The sequence below is a fragment of the Acinetobacter pseudolwoffii genome (assembly GCF_002803605.1).
Classification (GTDB): domain Bacteria; phylum Pseudomonadota; class Gammaproteobacteria; order Pseudomonadales; family Moraxellaceae; genus Acinetobacter; species Acinetobacter pseudolwoffii.
On the sequence record NZ_PHRG01000011.1, the window covers coordinates 44,472 to 50,868 of the forward strand.

Consider the following 6,397-nt stretch of genomic DNA (forward strand, 5'->3'; position numbering starts at 1 on the left):
TAGCACTGTTAAAGTTTTAATACCAGGACTTACAAAAAATATGTCTAATTTTATTCTTGAAGACTTAAATCAACTTACAACAGATTGTAGAGAAACGTATAAAAACCTGCCGAATAAGACTGATATATTTTTAAGTCAGGATTTAATAAATAAATTAAAACCTCTTTTAGATCAAGAATTAAAGGCTGATACAAAGATTTCAGACTATTCTGTTGAATATACAAATAAACAGGATCAATTTGCAATTTTTCCATCTAAATGGCTTTGGGTTGCATTGGCTTTTTATCCTTTGGCAGAAGCTTTTAACGCATATAGTGAAGTGCTTGCTGAACTTAAAAAAATACCAGAATTTAAGGATAGTGAATTTTTAAAACAATATCCCATGAAATCTGAGCCTACGGTAAAATCACCTGAACAAACTAAGTTTGAAACAGAAGCTCTATCAATTCTACAAGCTAAAAATCCTACAAATGCTAATTCTAATTTTTTAAATTTTAAGCAATTTATTTATGACAGAGCTTGGTGGAATTTAGGAAATGTTTCCACAAAACTAGATAAAGCATCAGGAAAAACTTTTGAAAGAGGTAATACTGATTTATTTAAAAGTACTTTGCTAACTGCAACACAGTTTATTGTTTCAACTTCGGATAAGCTATCAGAAGTAATTTATGCAGTTACCTTAGATAAATCCCTTATTGCAGATTTAAATGCAATAAAATCCTCTATCAATATGGGTGCAGGTTCTTCAAGTAGCGTAAGTTCTACACTTAAAGTTTTAAGTGAATCAGGTACAGCCCATACTACCCCAGGTGAAAATATTATATTTTTTGGTGCTCCAGGCACAGGTAAAAGTAATGAAATTAATAATTTAGTTGATGAAAAAAACTCTATCAGAACAGTTTTTCATGCAGAAACTTATTTTTCAGATTTTGTGGGATGTTTAAAACCAACAATGGGACTTACGGGAGTTGAATATAAATTTCAAATAGGTCCATTTACTGAAATATTAATCAAAGCTTTAAATGATCCCGCACACCACTACTATCTTGTAATTGAAGAAATTAATCGCGCGAAAAGTGCAGCTGTATTTGGAGAAATTTTCCAACTTCTAGATAGAAAAAATGGCGTGAGTAAATATTCAATAAAAATCAATGATCAAGATTTGATAAAAATTTTAACAGAAAATTTAACCAACCCTTTAATAGACAATCAGATAAGAATCCCATCAAATTTATCTATTTACGCAACTATGAATACTAGTGACCAAGCTGTCGAGCCTATGGACTCAGCATTCAAACGTAGATGGAAATATATTTATAAACCTATAGATTTTGAATCATTTGATGAAGATGGCAATCCATCACATGCTCAAGGTTCTTTTGAGCTACAAAGAGCTACTGATGCTATCTGTATAGCATGGAAAGATTTTGCATTAAAAGTTAATAACATTCTTTCAAATTTGGATATTCCTGAAGATCGTCATTTGGGACCTTGGTTTGTTAGCACAGAAGAAATAGATACTATTCCAAAGGCTAATGAGACTTTAAAAAACAAAATTCTTATGTATCTATGGGATGATGTACTACGACATCATGAAAAAACAGATTTTTTTATAGAGGAAATTAAGACTTTTGGACAACTCAATTATAAAGTAGCAAATGATAAAGTTGTATTCAATGATGAATTTTTAAAGTCTTGTGGTAAATGATATAAAAATGACTTTAACTAATTTAGAAATTCTTTTTGATAGATGTGAAGTCAAATCACTCCCTACTCAAATTCAAAAGTTCATAATTGAAAATCAGTTGATAAGTTCAACTAATAATGAATTTGTGTCTTTCTGCGGTTTAATATTATTGGAAAGTAAAAAGTATGTATTTTTTCCCCTCTCCTCAGATAGGTCAATAATTGATTCTAATCCATATCATTATTCAAACTTATTGATTTCCTCATTAAATAAATACTTTAACTCAACGAAAAATAAAGTTTTTCATCCTGATGATGAGCTTCAAGAATCAGACTTACTAGGTTTAGATCAATTAAATGTAAGAAAAAATATAATTGATGATTATCTTAATAAAGGATTAATTATTTCGGAGATTAATACTTTAAAAAAAAATAGAGGTAAAATCGATTGGAGAGCAACATTAAACAAAAGTTTAATATTTCCTGACCAAAATAATTGTCCTATTTATATAGATTTTTACTCAAAAAATAGAATAAATTTTGATTATGAGATTACAAAAATTCATGCTGGAGTTCTACAAAAAATTTTTTTAGATAATGTTTTTTTTGATAATAGATTTAAGAAATTGCCTTATGACATTAAACATGCAGACAAATCAAAATTAAGTATTAACAGTCAAATCAAATTACTTAAGTCTGAATTAAAGAACCAATATAAAGATCGTTCAATCAGAGTTATCAAATTACTTATTAATTTTTTATCAAATTTTCATACCGAAAAACAAGGTACTAACATTATTGGAGTGACTAAATTTCATTGTGCTTGGGAGCATATGCTACTAAAAATATTTAACAATACAATATCTCTCAATGGCATGTTACCTAAACCTCGATATATTTCCGCTATTAAAGATATGAAACATGCTATCAAAGATGGAATGAGGACAGATATCGTTGTCATTGATGAAATAGAGAAATCTATTTCTATATTAGATGCAAAATATTACAAAGCAACTAATTCTCAAAATACACCTGGTTGGGGAGATCTAGTTAAACAATTTTTCTATGAAAAGGCTTTAAAAACACTCCCCCAGTATTCAGACTATACTGTCAAAAATATTTTGATATTCCCTGGTTCAGTACATAATTTTGAGAAAGTCAAAATGGCCACAGTATTGAAACCTATTCCTAAATTCTCACATTTTATTTTTAAAGAGGTGATCAAATTTTCATTGAGAGACTCTATTTTGAAAAAGGTCATAATTAATTCAGATTATGTCCAGTTTCATGATAAAGAATTTCCTCCATTGGATTGCAAGTATACCCCCCCCTTTAGAGCTGTTGGATTTATATCTGCATAACAAGAAGGTAAATGTTAAATTTGTTTAGATAAATAAATATCTATTTCACTCCAGTTACTTCTTAAAGCTAAATCCCTAGGGAGTTCTACATCAAAATTAACGTAGATCTCCCTTCTCAAACAATATTCCTCATAACCATCCGCATATGTTTCATAACGTGGGGCAAAATATAATTTCAAAATTGGTAGATTTTGATCATCCCATCTTTGTTTGCCACGACTATATAAAAACAATTTCCCTAATGTATATAGTCGTCCAACCTGTTGCCGCATTCCTCTAAAAACAGCATAGGTTTGAAAATAGGACTGCCATTTAACAAGATCTTCAATTGGTTTAGCCTTGTTAGGTTGTGAAACATAGCGATTTATAATATTAACTAAGTCTGTCTTCTTTTTCGCTATAACTTCTTTTTTCCATCTCCAAGTCCAACTAAAGGGTTTACTTGGCGTTTTATAAAATTTATCGGAGTTGGATTTATATTTTTTGTGAGTCATCCGAACAAGCTCTGCTGAATATCCTGAAAAATCTAATTCTAGATAAGGTTTAGACATTACAAACTTCAAAACCTCATTGTCTTTAAAGTAGTCGTGGATTAAGTCGGTTTCAGCAATGATATGCTTTCTAGAAAAAGACAACTCTTCTATTTCAAAGATTTTATCTTTGCCGATTTGCTTTTGCTGTTCAGTAGAACGAATTGGCTGTTTACTGTGTTTATGGCTGTTAGGCGTGGTGATTAATAAAATAAAAAGCCATCTATTTTCATACATCACATCTTGAACAATTAAGTCTGCAATAGGTTTTCCTGTTTTAAGGCGGTAATTTCTCTGACGACTAGTTAAATTTAGATCATATCTGATCGTGAGTTTTTCAATGAGTTTCTTAATATTGGTTGTTGAGCCAATACCATTATCAATACTAAATGATGAGTAAAAGTATGCTCCACGAGTTACTTTGTCCTGAATTTTCTGTGCCGTGTATTTGGTATGAGGGCTGTAATCAATCATCTTTTGTTATCCAACAATACAGTTTTGCTGTAAAGCAACAATCCACTTTTTCCCTATGGAATCCCGTCTCTGAATTTATGTCAGTCAACAATAGAAATTGTCTAAATTAAGTCATTTTTTACTTTTGAGCTTTGCTCAAAATCACTATGGCAGAGCCATAGCTTTGTGATTGGTCACCTCACTTTGTAAGGTGGCAATTAAGTAGTTCCTAATGACGACACAACCTTCATAAGCTAAATTTATATCATTTTAAATTTATTATCAATAATATTGATATTTAAAATTAGATGTACTAATATGGAATTATCAATCGAATAGTGGACTGACCATCCATCCTTAATTTTCTTCATTGAAGTTCTGGATGGGTTTAAGACCACCATTCAAAACTTTGATACATATTGCCGTGAGTACCTGAACTAACCATTCTTGTACTGCCGATGTAGCGGACTGCTGGGGAAACCTCGCTCGGTACGTTGCAACGGGGGCTGGAGAGCTGCAATGCTCTTCTTCTATCCGTTCATTCAACTTGGATTTAAGAGTTCCTATATGCATTGCATATAAAGTTGTTGGGCGACAAGGACACGGGAGCCTATAAGGAATTTATTCCGAAATGGTCATTTGGTTAGGAATAGCCAGATTAGATTTAAAACTTTGGTTTTGAATTGAAACCCTGTTCAAGGTGATACAGTCAGGAGCAGCATAGGATGTGCGATAGTCTCCGTTAATAGCTGAGTGTGTATGCTTGATCGAGGCAAGTGAACAACTTGCGAAAAGTATGCTCATTTCCAATCACGATGGCTGCTGAGAGTACCGTGAGGTACTAGGACTTCGAGCCTAACGGTGGAGAAGTTGGCACCATTTGGCGCAAGCTGAATGGGTCGCTGGATAGCTTAAACGTGTAACGGCATTAATCGATAGATGCTGATTGGAGTGTAAGAGTTTTACCCTTTATAAAGTTGTGTATACATCATATCCCGATAGAACCAAGGAACTACGGTCGGGGGAAACAGGAAGTATGTATGCAAGCGAGAGGATAAACGGTCTGCACATTAAGACACTTTGAAATAACTTGGGAAGCACTTTATAGAGGACTTGAATTGGTTAAAGGTCTGTCAATTTATACAGTGTGGGAGCGATGGCAAGTAGCGCATATAAAGCAGGTTTTACCTGTGGAAGTTGTGATACAGATCTTCATTAAAAAGAACTGTATTAAGTGAGATAGCTAGCTTAAAGCGAATCCTAAAACAATCAGATTTATCAGATTGCTCACTGCGAAAGCTTGAGTCGGCACATATGAAAATATGTTCGGCAATATGTTAGAAGAAGGTTAAGGGAATATTTGGTCGTATTCCTGTGTTTGGGCTTGGTCGCTCAAACTAGACCATGATTGATAAAGTATAAGTATTCTGAAGTTTGGTCACTAAAGAAATGTTGCTTATACGGAGTTGCTAGATACTTTCTTATTTAGCTTGTGTTCACACGAACATGAAAAATGCTAGTGTCTCATTCTTCCATATTAGATGAGTTAAAGCTGAGTCTATAGCAGCAATTAGAAGTGGAATATGGCTTAAGTCAGCATGAAAAAATTGAGCAGCCAATAAAGGCGTTAAAAATGAACAGTATAGTTCTAAAAACATTAAAGGCTACATCCATTTAGGAGTAGCCTTTTCTAATTTTTTAAATTTAGATTCTAATCTAATTAAGTTAAAAGATCGTCATGAGACTGTAAATTAAATTGTGTAATTGCCTGAATTTGCTATGTTCATATTCACAACGGAGTCAGGCAACATGATGAACGAACAAAAACTAAAAGACCTTGCAGCAGAATTTGCTAAAGGAATCAAAACAGAAGACGATCTCAATCAATTCACCCGATTGTTGACTAAACTCACTGTTGAAACGGCTCTCAATGCCGAACTTACCGAACATCTCGGACATGAAAAGAATGCTCGTAAGAACGGTTCAAATGCTCGTAACGGTTATTCCAGTAAGACCGTGCTGAGCGATGATGGTGAGATTGAGATCACCACACCACGAGATCGTGATGGCACATTTGAGCCACAACTAATTAAAAAGAATCAGACTCGTATCACGCAAATGGATAGCCAAATTCTATCCCTTTATGCCAAAGGCATGACTACCCGTGAAATCGTGGCTACTTTCAAAGAAATGTACGATGCTGATGTATCTCCAACGCTTATTTCCAAGGTGACTGATGCTGTTAAGGAGCAAGTCGCTGAATGGCAAAACCGTCCGCTGGAKGCACTCTATCCCAKCGTCTATATGGACTGTATTGTAGTTAAAGTCCGTCATAATGGCAGTGTTATCAACAAGGCTGTATTCCTT

4 protein-coding genes are annotated in these 6,397 nt (G+C 33.4%); 3 read left to right on the top strand and 1 reads right to left on the bottom strand.

The genetic code is table 11. The features are described from left to right. Nucleotides 1–40: 40 nt before the first annotated feature. On the top strand, nt 41–1,708 hold the full coding sequence (locus tag CWI32_RS13570; protein ID WP_100535540.1) for an AAA family ATPase: 1,668 nt from the start codon (nt 41–43) through the stop codon (nt 1,706–1,708). Between the two features lie 7 nt (nt 1,709–1,715). After that, complete coding sequence (locus CWI32_RS13575) at nt 1,716–3,047, top strand: LlaJI family restriction endonuclease (protein WP_100535541.1); 1,332 nt, start codon at nt 1,716–1,718, stop codon at nt 3,045–3,047. A gap of 14 nt (nt 3,048–3,061) precedes the next feature. Here CWI32_RS13575 and CWI32_RS13580 read toward each other — a convergent pair whose 3' ends face one another. Next, nucleotides 3,062–4,051 (bottom strand): hypothetical protein, encoded by a 990-nt coding sequence (locus CWI32_RS13580; RefSeq protein WP_100535542.1) that lies wholly within the window; start codon nt 4,049–4,051, stop codon nt 3,062–3,064. Between the two features lie 1,791 nt (nt 4,052–5,842). On the opposite strand from CWI32_RS13580, the gene CWI32_RS13590 reads away from it, so the two are divergent. Further along, nucleotides 5,843–6,397 (top strand): IS256 family transposase (locus CWI32_RS13590; RefSeq protein ID WP_167381289.1); only part of this gene is annotated, 555 nt, incomplete at its 3' end.

Coding starts and splice junctions, on each gene's coding strand:
- CWI32_RS13575 (WP_100535541.1), top strand. CDS start 1,716: ATGACTTTAACTAATTTAGAAATTCTTTTTGATAGATGTGAAGTCAAA.
- CWI32_RS13570 (WP_100535540.1), top strand. CDS start 41: ATGTCTAATTTTATTCTTGAAGACTTAAATCAACTTACAACAGATTGT.
- CWI32_RS13580 (WP_100535542.1), bottom strand. CDS start 4,051: ATGATTGATTACAGCCCTCATACCAAATACACGGCACAGAAAATTCAG.